The organism is Providencia xihuensis (genome assembly GCF_041953405.1).
Lineage (GTDB): Bacteria > Pseudomonadota > Gammaproteobacteria > Enterobacterales > Enterobacteriaceae > Providencia > Providencia vermicola.
In genome coordinates this window covers 4,006,763-4,024,298 of the sequence record NZ_CP169565.1, presented here as the reverse complement: position 1 = coordinate 4,024,298, position 17,536 = coordinate 4,006,763, and the positions used below count along the sequence as shown (strand labels likewise).

The following is a 17,536-nucleotide window of genomic DNA, read 5'->3' as shown; positions in this document are numbered from 1 at the left end:
CGACACAGCATGTTAGAAAATATTGCACTCGCCACGCTACTTATTCCATTTATTGGCGCGTTACTGGTGAGTAGCTTACCCACCCGCATGGCACCGTGGCTGAGCACCATTGTTGCATTGATTGCTTCAATCGGCACAGGGATACTCGGCTGGTTGTATTTATCGGGTGGCAAAACCGCTACCTCACTGACGCTCATTCAAGCAGGGGAGGTCGAACTATTTGGCTTCACAATTGACGGTGTCAGTACCCTGATTGCGTTTGCCGTGGTGTTCTTGGGTTTTTTAATCTGTTTATATTCAACGGGTTATTTAACTGAGGGGAACCGTGAACACGCCCATGGGCCAACCCGCCGTTATTATGCGTTCTTGCTGGTATTTATAGGGGCAATGGCTGGCGTGGTGTTATCGTCCACTATTTTAGGTCAGTTGGTCTTCTTCGAAATTACAGGGGGATGTTCTTGGGCATTGATTGGTTATTACCAAACCGAAAAATCCCAACGCAGTGCGATGAAAGCGCTGCTTATCACCCACATTGGTTCGTTAGGGCTGTACTTGGCTGCTGCCACCTTATTTATCAACACAGGGACATTCGCGTTGAGTGCCATTGGCCAGCTCAATGAGTCTGCAAGTTTGATTGTGTTTGGCGGAATTTTGTTTGCGGCATGGGGGAAATCAGCCCAATTGCCTCTGCAAGCTTGGCTACCCGATGCGATGGAAGCACCCACCCCTGTGAGTGCTTACTTACACGCCGCATCAATGGTGAAAGTAGGGGTCTATATCTTCGCCCGTAGCTTGATGTCTTCGGATCATGTGCCTGAAATCATTGGTTGGGTAGGCGTGGTGATGGCAGTCATCACTCTGGTGTATGGTTTTATGATGTACCTGCCACAAAAAGACATGAAACGTCTGCTTGCATGGTCAACCATTACTCAACTGGCTTATATCTTCCTTGCCTTATCGTTATCTGTTTTTGGCTCTAAGGAGGCCTTCCAAGGGGGGATCGCCTATATCTTCAACCACGCATTTGCCAAAAGCTTGTTCTTCTTGGTTGCAGGCGCGCTGAGTTATAGCTGTGGAACAAGGATGTTGCCACGTTTACGTGGCTTAGCAAAACGTTACCCACTGTTGGGCGTGGGGTTCTGCGTTGCCGCACTGGCAATTGCAGGGGTACCACCACTTAACGGCTTCTTCAGTAAATTCCCTATCTTCGCAGCAGGCTTCGCCCTTTCTGAACACTTCTGGATACTCACACCAATCATGGTGCTGGTGTTGATTGAATCGGTCGCGAGCTTTGCGTGGCTGTTGTACTGGTTCGGTAAAGTGGTGCCTGGTGAGCCAAGTGAGGAAGTGGCGAATGGTAGCGCGGTTCCATGGGCAATGCAGTGGGTGATTGGTTTGCTGATCGTGATGTCCTTCTGTTCGAGTGTCATCGCCGTCATCTGGCTCAATTAAGGGAGAGAAAGTATGACTGGTTCCATGATTGTGAATAATTTAGCGGGATTGATGATGATCACCTCGCTGTTGGTTATCGGGGCGAAGCGCCCGGTGACCTCGTGCTGGTTCTATGCCTTGCAATCGCTGGTGTTAGTGGCGATTTTTGGCACCTTGTCCCAGACCCTCAATGCGCCTGAATTAGCCATGTGGGCAGGTTCGGCTTTTATCACCAAGGTCATTTTAGTTCCTGTGATTTTAGGTTATGCATTTCGCAAGCTGTCTGACCCGTCAGCCAACGGTGGGGTGATCAGCCCTGCGTGGTTAATGCTAGCGGCAGCAGTGATTGTGGTGTTGTGCTGGTTTGTAGTCGAGCCTATCAAATTGCCGATTGCCACAGAGCTTAAACCTGCGTTGGCAGTCTCCCTCGGTCACTTTATGTTAGGCCTACTGTGCATCGTGACGCAGCGCAATATCCTTAAACAGGCGTTTGGTTACTGCTTGATGGAAAACGGCTCTCACCTAACCTTGGCCTTACTTGCTTATAAAGCGCCTGAGCTAGTGGAAATCGGTATTGCTACTGATGCGATTTTCGCTGTGATTATCATGGCGGTACTGGCGCGTAAAATCTATCGCACGCTCAACACACTGAACGTGGATCAACTGACCGCGCTGAAGGGGTGATGAGATGAGTCAAAGTATGTTGTTAACATTATTAATGGCAACGCCGCTGGTTATTTCACTGCTGGCCTTTGCGTGCCGATTGCTGGGCAACGGTGCAAAGCCAGTTGTCACACTGGTGCATATCGTCGGCATTGTGGCGCTGTTGGTTTTGTCATTGTGGATGGTCAATACCATCAATGAGGTTGGTGATTTACTGATGGCAGGGAATTGGATCCATTTGGATAGCCTTGCAGGGTTATTTCTCGCCATCTTAGGTATTGTCGGATTCTTAACGGGTTTGTATTCCATCGGCTATATGAATCATGAAGTGGCAGATGGTGAAATTAGTGTAGGAACATTATGTAATTACTATGGTTTCTTCCACTTGTTCTTATTTACCATGCTGTTGGTGATCACCAGTAATAACTTGATTTTAATGTGGGCAGCGGTGGAGGCAACCACACTTAGTTCGGCATTCTTAGTGGGTATTTACGGGCAGCGTTCTTCACTGGAAGCGGCGTGGAAATACATCATTATTTGTAGCGTAGGCGTTGCATTTGGTCTGTTCGGGACAATTTTAGTGTATGCGAATGCGGTCAATGTGATGCCAAACCCTGAACTGGCCATTTTCTGGACCGAAGTGCTGAAATACACTGAATTACTCGACCCAACCTTAATGCACTTAGCCTTTGTTTTTGTGCTAATTGGCTTTGGTACCAAAACGGGTCTATTCCCAATGCATGCTTGGTTACCCGATGCGCACAGTGAAGCACCAAGCCCAACGTCTGCATTACTTTCTGCGGTACTGCTTAACTGCGCGCTGCTGATCATCATTCGCTATTACATCATTGTAACCTCGGCGATCGGCGGTGAATTCACTCAAACGCTACTGCTAGTGTTTGGTTTGCTCTCTGTGGCGGTTGCGGCATTTTTTATCTTAGTGCAAAAAGATATGAAACGCCTGCTGGCCTATTCCAGCGTGGAAAACATGGGGTTGATTGCGGTGGCGTTAGGTATTGGTGGCCCACTTGGCGTGTTAGCAGCGCTGTTGCATACCTTGAACCATAGTTTGGGTAAAACCTTGCTGTTCTGTGGTTCTGGGAATGTTCTATTGAAATACGGTACGCGAGATATCACCGTGGTGAAAGGTCTACTGCGTACCATGCCATTTACGGCAGTGGTATTTGCGGGAGGCGCATTAGCCCTTGGCGGGATGCCGCCATTCAATATTTTCCTCAGTGAATTTATGATTGTGGTTGCGGGGATCGCAGCTGACCATTTTTGGTTAACACTGTTGGTTTTAGTATTGATCACTATCGTGTTAGGTGGGTTAGTACGCATGATTTCGAAAACCTTATTTGGCGCGCAACCTGATTGCGTGTCCCGTGGTGAGCTGGGTATTTTAACTACCTTACCAATGGCTATTCTCATCGTATTGATGTTAGTGATGGGAACGCATATTCCGCAGCCTGTAAGCCGCTTACTTGAAAATGCAGCCACCATTGTCTTAACCGATAGCACAGCACCAACAGAATCTACTCAATTACATTATCAATGGCCGTGGGGTGTTAGCGCCTCTACCGCATCAGTGCAGGAGAAATAACGTGAGCTATCAGAACTATACAGATACCCTTCAAGGCGTTCGTAAAGGCGTTGGCTATCTGGCACAAGTCCGCGAGAAATTTCCCCATGCGGTACTGGATGAAGAGTGGCAAACCGCTAATCAGCTCACCATTACCGTAAAAACGGATATGCTACCTGACGTGGTAGAGTTTCTTTACTACGGCTGTGGCGGTTGGCTGCCTGTTTTATGGGGCAATGATGAACGCCCACTTAACGGCCAATTCGCGGTGTATTACGCACTCTCGATGGAAGAAGGGGAAAAATGTTGGGTGACAGTGAAAGCCTTTGTTAGCCCAATCACCCAAGAGTTCCCGTCTGTAACGCCGCGTGTCCCTGCTGCAGTGTGGGGAGAACGTGAAATCCGTGATATGTACGGCCTGCGCCCTGTTGGCTTGCCTGATGAGCGCCGCTTAGTGCTGCCCGATGATTGGCCTGAAGATTTATACCCGCTGCGCAAAGACACGATGGACTATCGCCAGCGCCCTGCGCCAACCACAGACACTGAAACCTACGAGTTTATTAACGACAGCAAAACCCAAAGCCGTGTTGTGCCAATCGGCCCATTGCATATTACTTCTGATGAACCTGGTCACTTTCGTTTATTCGTCGATGGTGAGCGTATTGTCGATGCGGATTACCGTATGTTCTATGTGCACCGTGGGATGGAGAAACTTGCGGAAACTCGCATGGGCTATAACGAAGTGACGTTTTTATCTGACCGTGTCTGCGGGATCTGCGGCTTTACTCACAGTGTGGCGTATACCTCATCCGTAGAAAATGCCCTTGGTATCTACGTGCCGCAACGTGCGCACACCATTCGCAGTGTCCTTTTAGAAGTTGAGCGTCTTCACAGCCACTTGTTGAATATTGGCCTAGCGAGCCACTTTACAGGGTTCGACACTGGGTTTATGCAGTTTTTCCGTGTGCGTGAAAAATCCATGACCATGGCGGAGTTGCTGACAGGGGCGCGTAAAACTTACGGAACTAACCTGATTGGTGGTGTTCGCCGTGATTTTCTCAAAGAACAGCGCGTAAAAACTATTCAATTGGTACAAGAAATGCGCCGCGACGTTACTCAATTAGTGGATATGCTACTGAGCACGCCAAATATGGAGCAGCGTACCGTGGGTGTTGGTCGCTTAGAGCCACAAGTTGCCCGTGACTACAGCCCTGTCGGGCCCATGATCCGCGCGAGTGGTTTTAAACGTGATGTGCGCTTTGATCACCCATTTGCCGATTATGGCAACTTACCAAAAACCTTATTCAGTCTTGATGGCTGCGATGTGTATTCAAGGGTGATGGTGCGTATTAAAGAAACACTGGATTCCTTGTCGATGATTGAATACGCGCTGGATAATATGCCAGAAGGGCCAATCCTCACAGAAGGCTTTACCTATCAACCACATAAATTTGCGTTGGGCTATACCGAAGCGCCGCGTGGGGAAGATGTTCACTGGAGCATGTTAGGGGATAACCAAAAACTGTATCGCTGGCGTTGCCGTGCGGCGACCTATGCCAACTGGCCAGTGCTGCGCTATATGCTGCAGGGCAATACCGTTTCTGATGCGCCGCTGATCATCGGTAGTCTTGACCCTTGTTACTCTTGTACCGACCGTGTGACGCTGGTGGACGTGAAAAAACGTAAAGCGAAAACAGTGGCATACAAAGAACTTGAGCAGCACAGCATCGACCGTAAAACGTCGATAATGAAATAGGCGGAGGGCATATTATGTTTAAACTGTTTAAAACCCTTCAAAATGCAGGAACGGCAACGGTGAAATACCCGTTCAAGCCCCTCGAAGTGGCACACGGATTTCGCGGTAAACCCGAGTATGACCCACAGCAGTGTATTGCCTGTGGGGCTTGTATTTCGGCTTGTCCCGCCAATGCATTAACCATGGAAACTGATTTAGCAAGTGGTGAGCGTCGTTGGCAGTTATTCCTCGGGCGCTGCATCTACTGTGCCCGTTGTGAAGAGGTATGCCCGACTCGCGCTATCCATTTAACGGAAGAATTTGAAACAGCAGTCATGAACAAGGCTGATTTGTACATGAAAGGCACTTTCCGCTTACAACATTGCCGCGAATGTGGCGAAGCATTCGCCCCTAAAAAATCGGTGGATTACGCGATGGCGTTAATGGTGGCATCAGGTATCGAAGAAAGCGGTATTGAAGCGCTACGCCCGATGTATGAAACCTGTCCATCCTGTAAACAAAAAAACAATTTGCTGAACAATGGCCGCCAAAATTTCCGCTTGCACATTGAGGGAGATAAATAATGAGTCTGCCAGATATTCCTATTAATCACCATGTTAGCCAGCCTATCCAATTGGATGAGCAAGTGGCTAAACTGAAAAGTACGCTGCTCAAAGACATCAAGCGCTCCGCCTATGTGTATCGTGTTGACTGTGGTGGCTGTAATGGCTGCGAAATCGAAATTTTCTCTGCCATTACCCCAGTTTTTGATGCAGAACGCTTTGGGATAAAAGTGGTTGCCTCCCCGCGCCATGCGGATATTTTGCTATTTACTGGCGCAGTGACTCGCGCCATGCGCATGCCAGCACTGCGGGCTTATGAATCCGCCCCCGACCCAAAAATTTGTATCTCGTATGGGGCGTGCGGTTGCGGCGGCGGTATTTTTCATGATCTGTATTGCGTGTGGGGCGGTAGCGAGCACATCGTGCCAATCGATGTGTGGATCCCAGGTTGCCCGCCAACACCTGCGGCGACCATTTATGGCTTTGCCGTGGCACTGGGTTTACTGAAACAAAAATTATCAGCGCAAGACCACCATGAAGCTGATGGTGAACGAGTAGAACTTTTATTGCCATCAATTCCATTAGCCACTCGGGTGATGATCGAACGTGAAGCACGCCGCCAAGCGGGTTATTACCAAGGCCGTGAAATTAGTGATCGATTTTTATCCTTATTGGATGGCGCAAGCCCTGCCCAAGTGCAAAGTACGCTACAAGCGTGGCTTAACGAAGAACAAGACCCCCGTCTGCGTGACATTGTTAACCGTTTAGTCACTGTGTTGAAGCAAGGAGGCATTCATGAGTAGTCCAGCTTCGGCTAGCCCTTCGCCAACGGAAGGCGAAGTCTTTTTTTGGTCTTTGCGCCAAAAGTTTGTCGACAGTGACGATGACATTCCAGAAGATGCCCAGCAAGTGATGTATTACTCGTTGGCGATTGGTCATCACGTTGGGATGATTGATTGCCTAAAAACGGAGTTAGTTTGTCCGCTAGCGGGTTATCAATCATGGGTTCAAGCCTTACCAGAGGGTGAGGCTCGTCGTAAGTTACAAGGCTTAATCACTTTTGGTGAAATTAATATCGACTCGACCCATACCAATATGTTAGCGCTGGCATTAGATGGTTTTGCCAAAGACCCGCAGTCCCCTTACCAAGCGTGGAGCGAAACGCTGATTCAGCTGCTAGGTGAAATTGAGCGGGAACCCGCCATTTATTTGATTGTGAAGCGGCAGGGCGTGGGGCATACAACCCGACAAAGTTCGATGTTATTCGACGATGAACCTTCTGCAAAGAATTCATTACGTTCGCAAAATCAATCGTCTTCGCAAAATCAATCACCAGTGCAAAACTTAATGTTAGCGGTGGGGAATAGCATGATGGGGGACGACGGTGCAGGACCGATGCTATTTGATTTAATGCAAGCCAACCCCATTGAGGGCTGGCAGGCAATTAACGGCGGGAGCAGCCCTGAAAGCGTGTCTCACCAAGTACGTGCATTAAAACCCCAGCGCTTGTTGATTGTGGATGCCGCCGATATTGGTTTAGCACCAGGGGAAATACGAATTATTGATCCCGATGATATCGCTGAAATGTTTATTATGAGTACCCATAATTTGCCGCTCAATTTTTTAATCGACCAATTAAAAGAGGATATTGAGGAGATTATTTTCTTAGGTATTCAACCCGATCTAGTGGGTTTTTATATGCCAATGAACGAGAAAGTGATTTCAGCTGTGCAGCAAGTGTATGCCGCGCTGCCGCAGTGGCAAGGGTTAGGTGGGTTTACCCTATTTGAAGGGGAATAAACAGCCCCTAAGGGGGGGAGGGTCGCAGTGCGGTGAGGCGCTGCGATTTGTCCTCGGCTTAAGCATTACCTCGTAAAAAGTAGCCTACATCTTCCTCGACTTCTTCCATCGCCATGAGTGCGGCTAGCGTATCGTTGGCTTCTTGCTCATCAATGATGCTCATCGCAAAGCCCACGTGAACAAGCACCCACTTGCCAACCATTGCAGCAGTTTCCCCTTCACACACCAGCGCAATATTCACATCGCGTTTGACGCCGCAGACTTCAACTTGGGCGGTATCCATTGGGGACTCGCCTACGCTGACCACTTTCCCTGGGATGCCTAAACACATAACAAACTCCTACATAGAATATTATTCAACTTCAATCTGTTTGACCTGCATGCTACTGCTGCTGTCTACGTGCAAGTTTCGGCTACCACAGTGTGGGCAACCCGCTTCAAATTGGGTAATTTGCACGGTACGTTGGCAATCGCGGCATTGTGCCTGTGCGGGCACGGTAGACACATGGAGCATAGCCCCTTGCGCAAGGGTATTGCGGCAAATAATGTCGAAACAAAAATGCACCGCAGATTCTTCAACACAAGAGACCGCACTTAATTCGAGCCAAACCCCTGTGACGCGCTGTGCATGGTTTTGCTTAGCGTGCTGCTCAATGATTTCAAAGGCATTTTGGCATAATGCGACCTCATGCATGGCACGCTCCTTACAATAAGATTTCAGGGGGAATTTCAAAGGCAGCACGGCGTCGACGTTCTTTAACGATTTCATCCATGCGGTTTCTATCGACAATCATTAACGCTTCGGTTGGACACACTTCTACGCAGGCAGGCCCGCCCTCGCGGGTATGGCACAAATCACATTTATGGGCTTCAGCGCGGTATTGTGGAATGGTATTGAGGGCGGTCACTTGCTGGTCGACTTGGCGGCTAATGACTTCCATGGTGCCGTAAGGGCAGGCGATGACACAGGTTTTACAGCCAATACATTTTGATTGGTTCACATAGACAAAATCATCTTTACGGCTAATCGCGCCATTTGGACACACATTGGCACAGGGGGCATCCTCACATTGGCGGCATACCACCGCCGTACTGACGGTATAACCTTTTAATACATGAATACGCGGGAAAAATTCATCTTTGACGACCGTGGCGATCCCCGTTTCTTGTTCTTGGTGGGACACCACACACGCGACTTCACAGGTATGGCAGCCAATGCATTTTTTTGGATCTGCAATGATGAAACGGTTCATCCTACTCTCCTGAATGATAGATGAGACAATACATTCAACGTTCCGATGTAATTGTTTTCAATTTAGATACTCAGTTATAAGCATGGATCGTGCCAAATTGATGGAATAATTAAATTCAGTTAAATCAGTGGATTAATAAATAACGAGGTGTTTTATCTGTGGAGAAAAATATATTCGACACGTCATTCGACAATAATGACGACGTTTAATTTTAATCGCTATATAAAAAAATATATTACATTTTAATTTGCAGAAAAAAATAGGGGATTGGATCAAAGTTAAATCAGTCAATGATATTATTTTTCTTTAGAGTCATTACAATAATCTTATTTGGTGTCGTATTGATGTTCAATTATATCAATGGCCATTAGTTTGAGTGTTTATAACATCTCAAGGAAATGATTAAAAAGAATGGGGTATTTGTGGGGATCTCTGAAAGCAATGAACGTATACGCCATGAACGCGACCAATATCGAATACTGGTAGATATTACTAATTCCGTTTTATCACACTTAGAAATGGATGGATTAGTTGCCGAAGTGTCTCGGGAAATTTACCGTTTTTTCGGTATTAGCCAAATTAGTATCGCCCTGTGTGATAATTATAGCTCAGCGGTATACCTTTGTTATTCAAGCTATTATTGCCGCGGAAAACCCGTTGAAAAGACCCAATATCATTTAAACGAATTACATCCTGATTTAACCCAAGTACTTGAAAATAACCAATCTATGCGGTTGACTCTTGACCAATCTACCCAAGACCCGCTGTATCAGCACCTGTGTGCTCAAGGGATGACGGAAACATTATTATTGCCGTTAGCATTTAACCATAAACCCCTTGGTGTTTTGGTATTATCCCATGAAGATACCCGCATTTTCACCGACGATAACTGCAATTTACTCAAGCAGATTGCGGCGCGTTTTGCGATTGCAGTGGATAATGCAGCGGCATATGGTGAAATTACACGTTTAAAAGATAGCCTAAAAAATGAAAATCTCTGGCTGAATGAGCAAATTCACGGCAATGAAAGCTTTAGTGAAATTATTTTCCAAAGTGCAGCCATGCGTAATGTGCTCGAACAAGTGGATTTAGTGGCACGCAGCGACAGTACCGTATTGATTTTAGGGGAAACAGGGACAGGCAAAGAGCTAATTGCTCGCGCTATTCACAGGCTAAGTGACCGGCATCGCCGTGCAATTATTAAAATGAATTGTGCCGCTATCCCTTCAGGCTTGTTGGAAAGTGACTTATTTGGTCATGACAAAGGTGCGTTTACTGGGGCAACGACAACGCACATTGGCCGCTTTGAAATGGCGGATAAAAGCACGCTTTTTTTAGATGAAATCGGCGATATGCCATTGGAATTGCAACCAAAATTACTTCGCGTGCTGCAAGAACGTGAAATAGAACGTATTGGTGGTAACAAAGTCATTCCTGTGGATGTGCGCTTAATTGCGGCAACTAACCGTGATTTAAAGGGCATGACGGATGAGCGTGAGTTCCGCGAAGATCTGTATTATCGGCTGAATGTGTTTCCGATTATGATTCCTCCGCTACGTGAAAGGCCTGAAGATATTCCACTACTTGCCACCCATTTTACGCAAAAAATTGCGCAGCGTATGAACCGTAAAATTGAGTGTATCCCCCGTGATGCACTAGCGCAGCTATCGTTGTATCCATGGCCTGGTAATGTCCGTGAGTTGGAAAATGTCATTGAGCGGGCAGTGATTTTAACCCGCGGAAATACCTTGAATTTACAACTGCATGAACTCAGTATCCCAAAGCCTTCACGCCTTAAAAATGCTTTTGAAAAACCAAGCGCTATAGAAAAACGCATGCAAACAGCTGCCCCCGAAAGTGATGATGAAGAAAGGGATCGAATTATTGCGGCGTTACGGGCAACAAACGGTGTGGTCGCTGGGGCGAGGGGGGCGGCAACTCGCTTAGGGTTAAAACGCACCACATTATTATCACGTATGCAGCGGTTAGGGATCTCGGTTCAAGATTTATTCTAATTCTTTATTTTTTTGATTATATTTATCAGGCTGGTTATTGTTATTTTTGTATAATTGGTAGTCATATGAAAATAAATAATAATTTCCTTAATGAAATTAATTATTATTTATATTTGAAAGTCACTACTGTGATTAAATTTATTCAAATATAATTTAATTTTTTTGAAATCAGACTGAATAACAAATTACCAATATTTTATTAATATATTCATTATTAATTAATTAAATAAAAAAGCCAATGGTTTGATTGAAACCATTGGCTTAATTGATTGTTTAACGCAAATTAAAGGCCTTCTGCGGCCTCGCGTAAACGACGTTTAATTCCAGTGTATTCCTGAACAACGAAGTACTCGGCTTTTTGTTGATCCGCAATCGGTTCAACTCGCACTGCACAGTACTTATATTCAGGGGTCTTGGTGATTGGACTGAGGTTTTCTGCCACGAGCTCATTACAGGCACCAATCCACCACTGATAAGTCATATATACCGCGCCTTTATTGGGTCGGTCACTGATATTGGCTCTAGTAATGACTTTGCCTTGGCGTGATGCCACCCAAACCAGTTCCTGATCTTTTATCCCTAACGCTTTTGCATCTGCGGTATTGATTTGCACAAAACCAGGTTCATCCGCTAATGCTGCCAACGCTTTACAGTTCCCCGTCATTGAGCGACAGGAGTAGTGACCCACCTCACGCACTGTAGCTAACACCATTGGGTATTCCGTGCTGACTTGATCAATCGGTGGACGCCAGTCGCAGGTAAAGAATTGGCCTTTGCCATTTGGCGTGTCGAATTGACCACCTTCGTACAAATACTCCGTGCCAGGGCTTTCTAATGTCTTACACGGCCATTGAATATAGGCTAAGTCCGCCATTTTTTCATAGGTCGCGCCATAGTAAATCGGGCACAATTCACGTAACTCATCCCAAATTTCTTTGGTGTTGTTGTAGTGCATTGGGTAGCCCATGGCCGTTGACATTAGGCTGATGATTTCCCAGTCTGTTTTCACGTCGCCGACAGGCTCAACTGCTTTATAGAAGCGTTGGAAACCACGGTCAGCGGCGGTATATACCCCTTCATGTTCCCCCCAAGAGGTGGCAGGGAAAATCACATCGGCAATCGACGCAGTTTTGGTCATGAAGATGTCTTGGACAATCAACAGCTCGAGCTTATCGAAGGTACGGCGGATAGTGGCAAGGTCTGGCTCTGTTTGTAGTGGGTCTTCCCCCATCACATAGTGGGCTTTTAATACGCCCTCATCAATAAAGTGTGGCACTTCACTAAGTGGAATACCGTTTTCTGCAGGCATGCTTTCAATCCCCCAGAATTTGGCAAATTTTTCCAGTGCAGCGGTATCCGACACATATTGATAGCCTGGCAGAGTATTTGGTAGTGCCCCCATATCGCAGGCACCTTGCACGTTATTTTGACCACGAACAGGGCCAACACCAACATGTGGTTTACCTAAATTCCCTGTTAATAGCGCAAGGCTAGTAAGGGATTGAACGGTTTCAACACCTTGATAGAATTGGGTGACACCCATGCCCCACAAAATTGTCGCGCTTTCTGCTTTGGCGTACATGCGAGCCGTTTTGCGAATGTCTTCTGCTTTGATACCCGTCGTTTCTTCCACTGATTCAGGAGTATAAGGTGCGACTAAGGTACGATATTCATCGAATTTTTCAGTATGTGCATCAATAAACGCTTTGTCATACAGATTTTCTTCGATGATCACGTGGGCAAACGCATTCAGTAACGCAATGTTTGACCCGTTTTTCAAAGGTAAGTGAATATCTGCAATGCGCGCAGTTTCAATATAACGCGGATCGCAAACAATAATTTGAGCCCCTTTTTCTTTCGCTTTTAAAATTCGGCGAGCGACAATAGGGTGTGAGTCCGCGGCATTGTAACCGAAGACAAAAATACATTTGGTATCCTCAATTTCAACAATTGAGTTGCTCATTGCGCCATTACCGACCGAACGCTGCAGACCTGCAACCGAAGGGCCGTGTCAGACACGTGCGCAGCAGTCGATATTATTGCTACCGACTGCCGCTCGAACAAATTTCTGCATCACAAAGTTGGCTTCATTCCCTGGACCGCGGGATGAACCTGTCGTCATGATGGCTTTAGGGCCGTATTTTTCTTTGATTGCCAGTAATCGAGAACTGGCAAATTCAATGGCTTCTTCCCATGAAACCACTTCAAGTTTGCCACCACGCTCACGACGGATCATCGGATTTTTTAAGCGAGGCGTTAAGATTTTCGTATCGTGAATGAAGTCCCAGCCATAATAACCTTTTAGGCAGAGCTCCCCTTCATTGGTGTGACCATTTGCGCCCTCTGCGCCGATGATCTTCCCGTTTTCCACCTTCAGGTATATTTTACAGCCTGAGGCGCAATACGGGCAGACGGTGATGACTTTTTCCATCAACATTGCTCCTGTGTTTTTATGTAGCGGTCATTGCCGCCTTAACACTTAAGCTAATGCAGGGTTTATGCCAATTTTTAAGGTAAATTTATTGTTATCTAACTGATTGAATTTATTGTTTTTGATTTGTCTAGCATCATCTTGTAGCGTTTGGCGAACTCTGTGATCGTCAAAAGTGTCGACGGCTATTGACGAGCTAAATGGTTGATAAGCTGCTCTACCGCAGGGGAAGATAATGATTGGATGGCATAACATACGCCAATACGCCGAGAAAGTGCATGAGTTGGCAAAGGGTGAAAAACAATATTGGCATGTTCACTGGCAAGGGATTGCGGCACGATTGCTACGCCTAAGTTGAGCGCGACTAGACCAAGCGCGAGGGAAAAGGTGCTGGCATGAGCAGAAGGGGAGTTTGCCGTCGCGCCGTAAATCGGTAAAAAACGCTGATGCCAAGTGAGCTCAGGGCACATCACCCAACACAATCCGTGTAAATCAGCGAGTTGAATGACGTCTTTACTTGCAAGAGAGTGCTCTGGTGACATTGCTAAAACAAAGGGCTCACTAATGAGTGGAATAAACAGCTCATCTTCACAGCGCATTTCTTCGCAAGCAAGACGGATATCCCCTTTGCAACCCGACTCTAGGACAATTAATAAATGAAAATCAGGGTCTTGAACTTGTTTTAGGAACGCGCAAATGTGCTGATTAGCGATATCCTCTTCAATGCCAATTTGCAGAGGCTGGCGGTTTTTTTCACGTTTAAAGCTGCTTGCCAGCGTGTCTAGTTCAGCCACCATGCGTTGTGCGTGAGGGTATAAAATTCGTGCATCTTCAGTGACATCAACGCCTCTTGGTAAGCGCTTAAACAGCTGAGTGCCTAGGTTATCTTCCAGCGTTTTGATCGTTGCTGAGAGCGCAGGCTGTGTGAGAAATAACCGTCGTGCAGCCGTGGTGATATTGCGTTCTTCGAAAACGGCGATAAAGGCGTGAAGTTGGCGATAATCCATAGATTTTTTTGATGTCTGTGAGAAGAATAAACCATTTTAATGTAACTTACGGATGAAATATAGTCTGCTCATGGTTTTAGACATCAATTAAATTTATATGGACGCAATATGCAAAATGTAAAATCATTAGTGGTGATTACTGGCGCGAGCTCAGGTATTGGTCTTGCGACGGCAAAAATGTTATCCAATGAAGGTCATGCACTTTTATTACTGGCACGCCGTATTGAGCCAATGTTGGCATTAAATTTACCTAATACGTTATGTAAATCTATAGATGTTACGGATAGAACCGCATTTGTGAATGCCGTTAAAGAAGCAGAGGCGCAGTTTGGCCCAGTTGATGGCTTAGTCAATAACGCAGGTGTTATGCTTTTAGGTGACATGACTAATCAAGATCCAAATCAATGGGATATCATGGTGGAGGTGAATATTAAAGGCGTGTTGAATGGCATTCATGCAGTTGCGGATGGCATGGTTGCGCGTAAAAGTGGCACGATTATTAATATCAGTTCAGTTGCAGGGCGAAAAACCTTTCCAAACCATGTGGCGTATGTGGGCACTAAATTTGCTGTTCACGGTATTTCTGAAAATTTACGCGAAGAGCTTGCCCCGCATAATGTTCGTGTGATCACCATTGCACCGGGAGCGGTTGAAACAGAATTACTTAGCCATACCACAGATGAAGGGATTAAATCAGGTTACCAAGAGTGGAAAAAAGAGATGGGGGGACTTGTGTTGTCAGCAGAGGATGTTGCCAATACCATTCGTTTTGCTTATCAACAGCCACAATCGGTGTGTATCCGTGAGATCGTTTTAGCGGCAACTCGCCAGCAGGCGTAGTCTGTTCATTGTTTCATCACTTTGTCATAAAACTACCATCATGTTGTCATGCATCTGACTTAAGTTCGCAGTAACTCAGCTCGGATGGAGATAACATGATGTTTAGTGTCGATGCCTTACTCCACGATATATACCCACATCAAGCCCCACCTGGATGGAAACGCAGTGTATTAAAACGCCTCCTTTTCGAAAAAGAATTTAGTCAATTTGCCCAAGACTACCCTTATTTGAAAGGGTTGGATCTTATTGAACAAGTCATTGAGCATTTCAATATTCGCTGTGAATTAACGGATGGTGATTTGGAAAATATCCCCGCAGAAGGCCCTGTTGTTTTAGTGGCAAACCATCCAATAGGCTCGTTAGATGGACTAGCATTATTACGAACCGTGGCAACCGTACGCCCTGATGTGAAAATTGTTGCAAACCAGTTTCTTAACTATATTGAACCACTAAAAAGCTTGTTTATTACCGTTGATAATATCAACAACCGAACCAATCGCCAGCAAGTGGAAGCAATGCAACAGCACTTGGATAACCGCGGGGCGCTAATTGTATTTCCAGCGGGGGAGGTTTCACGGCTCAGTAGTAAAGGCATTCGCGATAATCACTGGCGCACGGGTTTTTTACGCTTAGCCGCGAAAGCGCGCGCTGCGATTGTGCCAATGCATATTCAGGGGCGAAATAGCCATTTGTTTTATTTTGCATCATTGGTTTACAAGCCTTTGTCCACGTTGATGTTAGTCAGAGAAATGTTTCAGCAACGGGGTAAAAAACTCAAAATTCGTGTTGGGGGGCGTATTCCTTTTAGTCATTGGTATGATGGCCACACGAAAGCCCACGAATTGGCTGAACGCTTTCGCCGCCATGTCTATTTATTAGGAAAAGAAAAAGAAGGGCTGTTTAGCAGTGAAGCGGCAATTGCATTACCTGAAGACCGACTTGAGCTGAAAAAAGCATTGGCGGCTTGTGAGCGTTTGGGGACATCGCCAGATGGCAAAGCGATTTACCTTTATCAACGGCATCAAGAAGTTCGCTCGCCCATATTGCGTGAATTAGGGCGACTTCGTGAGATTTCTTTTCGTGCGGTAGGGGAAGGTTCAGGCAAGCGCCGTGATTTAGATAGCTATGATGACGATTATTATCACTTGGTGTTGTGGGATGACGATGAGCTCGATATCGTTGGCGCTTATCGTTTTATCCCCACTGAAAAGCAAATTGAAACCAAAGGGTTAGCGGGGATCTACAGCTCTAGCTTATTCCACTATGACGAAGGCATGCTTCCCATTCTTGCTCAAGGTATTGAATTAGGCCGTAGTTTTATTCAGCCGAAATATTGGGGAAAACGTGGGTTGGATTATTTGTGGTTAGGCATTGGGGCCTATTTAGCCAAATACCCCCAATACCGTTATCTATTTGGCCCTGTCTCCATTTCGGGGGCGATGCCTATCGCCGCGCGTGATTTATTGATCACTTTTTACCGCTTATATTTTTCTGCTGAACAGTCAATGGCACAATCCCACAAGCCCTATCCAGCCTCTTTACCGCAGGTGTTAGCGCAATTCACTGGTGATAATTACCAAGAAGACTTGGTAAAACTCAAAAGCTTATTAAATAACATCGGTTGTTCTATCCCGACACTTTATAAGCAGTACACTGAGCTATGTGAGCCTGGTGGCGTGCAATTTATGGATTTTGGTACAGACCCATCATTCAATGATTGTATCGATGGTTTGGTGTTGGTGGATTTAACCAAGCTAAAGCCAATACGTTATCAGCGATATGTTGGGGTGCACTTATAAATTTTGATTTCGGTACTGTTATTTTTTTGTAAATTGTAGTTTTTATTAGTGATTATCATTTAATAGAATGGTAATCACTAATAATATTCATTTTCGTGTAACAGCTTAATTTGTTTTCATTATGAAACAAATGCATCACTATTCCATTTTACTTATCTAAAATATACTCATTTAATAAGTTAATTTTTTTATTTTTACATTACCCATAAAATGGGTTATGAGTTTGGTATTCCTTTGATATTTAATTTTCCATTGGAAAATATTGTCATTTTATCCTTGTTAATATGATTTAAATGCTATTTGGTTTTATTTTAATGTTATTTATTTTTCATGTTTCTATATAAAAATAAATGTAACTATATGTAATATTATATTTCATAATCAATTTAAAATATCAATTTATATGTTAAATTTTGT

General features: G+C 45.5%; 15 protein-coding genes and 1 pseudogene. 11 read left to right on the top strand and 5 right to left on the bottom strand.

The window, feature by feature from the left end:
• The first annotated feature begins 9 nt into the window (after positions 1–9).
• From ACE2AL_RS18240 to hycI, 8 genes and pseudogenes are all read left to right on the top strand, one after another.
• Positions 10–1,452 (top strand): hydrogenase 4 subunit D, encoded by a 1,443-nt coding sequence (locus ACE2AL_RS18240; RefSeq protein ID WP_206083321.1) that lies wholly within the window; start codon positions 10–12, stop codon positions 1,450–1,452.
• 12 nt (positions 1,453–1,464) lie between these two features.
• On the top strand, positions 1,465–2,115 hold the full coding sequence (gene hyfE / locus ACE2AL_RS18235; RefSeq protein WP_206083322.1) for a hydrogenase 4 membrane subunit: 651 nt from the start codon (positions 1,465–1,467) through the stop codon (positions 2,113–2,115).
• A gap of 4 nt (positions 2,116–2,119) precedes the next feature.
• On the top strand, positions 2,120–3,697 hold the full coding sequence (locus ACE2AL_RS18230) for a hydrogenase 4 subunit F (protein WP_206083323.1): 1,578 nt from the start codon (positions 2,120–2,122) through the stop codon (positions 3,695–3,697).
• Between the two features lies 1 nt (position 3,698).
• On the top strand, positions 3,699–5,432 hold the full coding sequence (locus ACE2AL_RS18225) for an NADH-quinone oxidoreductase subunit C (RefSeq protein WP_206083324.1): 1,734 nt from the start codon (positions 3,699–3,701) through the stop codon (positions 5,430–5,432).
• Between the two features lie 14 nt (positions 5,433–5,446).
• Entirely contained in the window at positions 5,447–5,995 is a 549-nt protein-coding gene (gene hyfH, locus ACE2AL_RS18220; RefSeq protein WP_206083325.1) for a hydrogenase 4 subunit H, read from the top strand.
• Complete coding sequence (locus ACE2AL_RS18215) at positions 5,995–6,777, top strand: NADH-quinone oxidoreductase subunit B family protein (RefSeq protein WP_206083326.1); 783 nt, start codon at positions 5,995–5,997, stop codon at positions 6,775–6,777. Before hyfH ends, ACE2AL_RS18215 begins: the two co-directional genes overlap by 1 nt.
• Positions 6,770–7,141, top strand: a pseudogene (locus ACE2AL_RS18210) (formate hydrogenlyase maturation HycH family protein); the annotation flags it as partial. The gene ACE2AL_RS18215 and the pseudogene ACE2AL_RS18210, both read left to right, overlap by 8 nt.
• 180 nt (positions 7,142–7,321) lie before the next feature.
• Positions 7,322–7,774, top strand: coding sequence for a hydrogenase maturation peptidase HycI (gene hycI / locus ACE2AL_RS18205; protein WP_241016816.1), 453 nt, complete (start codon positions 7,322–7,324; stop codon positions 7,772–7,774).
• A gap of 58 nt (positions 7,775–7,832) precedes the next feature.
• Here hycI and hybG read toward each other — a convergent pair whose 3' ends face one another.
• Genes hybG through hydN form a run of 3 tightly spaced genes read right to left on the bottom strand, consistent with a single transcriptional unit; the run spans position 7,833 to position 9,027 of the window.
• Positions 7,833–8,105 carry a hydrogenase maturation factor HybG gene (gene hybG, locus ACE2AL_RS18200; protein WP_206083328.1) on the bottom strand — a complete coding sequence of 91 codons (273 nt, stop codon included), beginning with the start codon at positions 8,103–8,105 and terminating at the stop codon, positions 7,833–7,835.
• Between the two features lie 21 nt (positions 8,106–8,126).
• Positions 8,127–8,468, bottom strand: a complete 342-nt coding sequence (gene hypA, locus ACE2AL_RS18195; protein WP_206083329.1) for a hydrogenase maturation nickel metallochaperone HypA — start codon at positions 8,466–8,468, stop codon at positions 8,127–8,129.
• Positions 8,469–8,478: 10 nt separating this feature from the next.
• Positions 8,479–9,027, bottom strand: coding sequence for an electron transport protein HydN (hydN, locus tag ACE2AL_RS18190; RefSeq protein WP_206083330.1), 549 nt, complete (start codon positions 9,025–9,027; stop codon positions 8,479–8,481).
• 398 nt (positions 9,028–9,425) lie between these two features.
• Here hydN and ACE2AL_RS18185 point away from each other — a divergent pair, with 398 nt between their 5' ends.
• Positions 9,426–11,042, top strand: a complete 1,617-nt coding sequence (locus ACE2AL_RS18185) for a sigma 54-interacting transcriptional regulator (protein ID WP_241016806.1) — start codon at positions 9,426–9,428, stop codon at positions 11,040–11,042.
• 283 nt (positions 11,043–11,325) lie between these two features.
• Here the strand turns inward: ACE2AL_RS18185 and fdhF are convergent, their stop codons facing one another.
• Positions 11,326–13,473 (bottom strand): formate dehydrogenase subunit alpha, encoded by a 2,148-nt coding sequence (gene fdhF / locus ACE2AL_RS18180; RefSeq protein ID WP_206083331.1) that lies wholly within the window; start codon positions 13,471–13,473, stop codon positions 11,326–11,328.
• A gap of 185 nt (positions 13,474–13,658) precedes the next feature.
• Positions 13,659–14,480: a LysR family transcriptional regulator gene (locus tag ACE2AL_RS18175; protein WP_272573949.1), complete on the bottom strand. Its 822-nt coding sequence runs from the start codon at positions 14,478–14,480 to the stop codon at positions 13,659–13,661.
• A gap of 108 nt (positions 14,481–14,588) precedes the next feature.
• Between ACE2AL_RS18175 and ACE2AL_RS18170 the strand changes: the two genes are divergently transcribed.
• Together ACE2AL_RS18170 and ACE2AL_RS18165 are read left to right on the top strand one after the other, a co-directional pair.
• On the top strand, positions 14,589–15,320 hold the full coding sequence (locus tag ACE2AL_RS18170) for an SDR family oxidoreductase (protein ID WP_206083333.1): 732 nt from the start codon (positions 14,589–14,591) through the stop codon (positions 15,318–15,320).
• 98 nt (positions 15,321–15,418) lie between these two features.
• On the top strand, positions 15,419–17,119 hold the full coding sequence (locus ACE2AL_RS18165) for a lysophospholipid acyltransferase family protein (protein WP_375084325.1): 1,701 nt from the start codon (positions 15,419–15,421) through the stop codon (positions 17,117–17,119).
• The last annotated feature ends 417 nt before the right edge of the window (positions 17,120–17,536 follow it).

Coding starts and splice junctions, on each gene's coding strand:
- ACE2AL_RS18240 (WP_206083321.1), top strand. CDS start 10: ATGTTAGAAAATATTGCACTCGCCACGCTACTTATTCCATTTATTGGC.
- hyfE (WP_206083322.1), top strand. CDS start 1,465: ATGACTGGTTCCATGATTGTGAATAATTTAGCGGGATTGATGATGATC.
- ACE2AL_RS18230 (WP_206083323.1), top strand. CDS start 2,120: ATGAGTCAAAGTATGTTGTTAACATTATTAATGGCAACGCCGCTGGTT.
- hyfH (WP_206083325.1), top strand. CDS start 5,447: ATGTTTAAACTGTTTAAAACCCTTCAAAATGCAGGAACGGCAACGGTG.
- ACE2AL_RS18215 (WP_206083326.1), top strand. CDS start 5,995: ATGAGTCTGCCAGATATTCCTATTAATCACCATGTTAGCCAGCCTATC.
- hycI (WP_241016816.1), top strand. CDS start 7,322: ATGTTAGCGGTGGGGAATAGCATGATGGGGGACGACGGTGCAGGACCG.
- hybG (WP_206083328.1), bottom strand. CDS start 8,105: ATGTGTTTAGGCATCCCAGGGAAAGTGGTCAGCGTAGGCGAGTCCCCA.
- hypA (WP_206083329.1), bottom strand. CDS start 8,468: ATGCATGAGGTCGCATTATGCCAAAATGCCTTTGAAATCATTGAGCAG.
- hydN (WP_206083330.1), bottom strand. CDS start 9,027: ATGAACCGTTTCATCATTGCAGATCCAAAAAAATGCATTGGCTGCCAT.
- ACE2AL_RS18185 (WP_241016806.1), top strand. CDS start 9,426: ATGATTAAAAAGAATGGGGTATTTGTGGGGATCTCTGAAAGCAATGAA.
- ACE2AL_RS18175 (WP_272573949.1), bottom strand. CDS start 14,480: ATGGATTATCGCCAACTTCACGCCTTTATCGCCGTTTTCGAAGAACGC.
- ACE2AL_RS18170 (WP_206083333.1), top strand. CDS start 14,589: ATGCAAAATGTAAAATCATTAGTGGTGATTACTGGCGCGAGCTCAGGT.
- ACE2AL_RS18165 (WP_375084325.1), top strand. CDS start 15,419: ATGTTTAGTGTCGATGCCTTACTCCACGATATATACCCACATCAAGCC.